This window comes from Algoriphagus sp. NF, from assembly GCF_028823735.1.
Classification (GTDB): Bacteria; Bacteroidota; Bacteroidia; order Cytophagales; family Cyclobacteriaceae; genus Algoriphagus; species Algoriphagus marincola.
In genome coordinates this window covers 1-1,263 of sequence record NZ_JAPEIB010000102.1, presented here as the reverse complement: position 1 = coordinate 1,263, position 1,263 = coordinate 1, and the positions used below count along the sequence as shown (strand labels likewise).

The 1,263-nt window shown below is 37.9% G+C and carries 2 protein-coding genes; both read right to left on the bottom strand.

Annotation, left to right across the window (positions count from 1 at the left end; all coding sequences use genetic code 11):
• The coding region (locus OU792_RS18545) for a DUF2541 domain-containing protein (RefSeq protein WP_274671057.1) at positions 1–386 on the bottom strand (386 nt) is incomplete at its 3' end.
• A 622-nt stretch (positions 387–1,008) separates the two neighbouring features.
• On the bottom strand, positions 1,009–1,263 hold a 255-nt coding region (locus OU792_RS18540; protein ID WP_274671056.1), incomplete at its 5' end, for an META domain-containing protein.

Here is a 1,263-nt window from a genome sequence, read left to right as displayed (position 1 = left end):
TTTGCCCTTTTAGTAAATATGATATTCCCAGCTGAGTCATAATCAATTTCTAATTCTTTTAATTTAGTATCATTTCCAGGTAGCTTAAACGCAAAAGATGACATCCCATTGGTAAAAACACCGGTGCCTTTTGGAGAGAATTCTTTTTCTGTGCCGTCGGACATTTTGACGCGTAGCTTTTTAAGCTTAACGGTTCCCCGAATACACTTTAACTTTATTGTAGAAATGTTTTGTTTTTTGCCAAGCATATTGACTTTATCTGTTTCAGCCATGTAAGACACAGTTTTTTCCGATAGTTTTATCCAACCCTTTTCTTCAGACTGCGCGAAGGAACGAAGCCCAAACGCAACAATCAATACCAGAGCTAATAGAATACTTTTTTTCATTTTATTGATATTTTAATTTTGTTAACCGACAACAGCGGTTCAATTCTTTGAGTGTTTTCAATCCAACTTATTTAAATTAATCATAACCTTTTTGGTCAAAAAGAACTGTACAACCATACCAGATTTGATCTTGGTGATAGGATTTATTCTTAATTTCGGTTAAGCCATTTAGCTTCAGGCGGTTGGTTTAAATTGCCCACAACGACCTGCTAAACGCAGTTCAGGTATGATAACGAAGATACAATAAAATGGATAAAAATGCCATGATATTGGACTGTTGGCATCATGGCATTGTTTGTCAATTAGATGGCGCAGCTATCGTGGATTGCCATTTTATTGAATTGGGAGTTAGAGTGCCTGATCCAAATTGCATTTAGCTCCGTGTTATGGCACGTTGAGCACTTGAGTGCGTCAGCTGGAGCTGTAGATAATAGAAAGGGTTTTAGCAATTTGGTTTAGCAGGTCGTTATGGTCACACTTGCTTGTGGGGCGGGAGTGCGCAGCACGTAGCCACGCAAGTCAGCTTCAGCTGATTGTGACCATAACGGTTTGTGCAAATGCAGTAACCGACGTTTGGAGGATGTTGGCATTTTGCACATTGTTGGCATCAGTTATCTTCTTTTTAATCTCCTTTTAGAAAAGCCAATACTTCTTCATTTTCTTCATTCATCAAAATCAAATTCAGTCCTTCTAATTTATAAAACGCTACTTGATTAATTGCTTTGATAAAAGCCTCAGCAGTATCCATTTTATGGCACATTTTCTTGGTGGAGGCAAGATTTCCAAAAACAATTTGGTTTTCGGTCACTTTCTTTATCCCTCCTGAGTATTGATTGCATCCATCATATCCGAACACCTTCAGGTCGGTTAGGTTAAT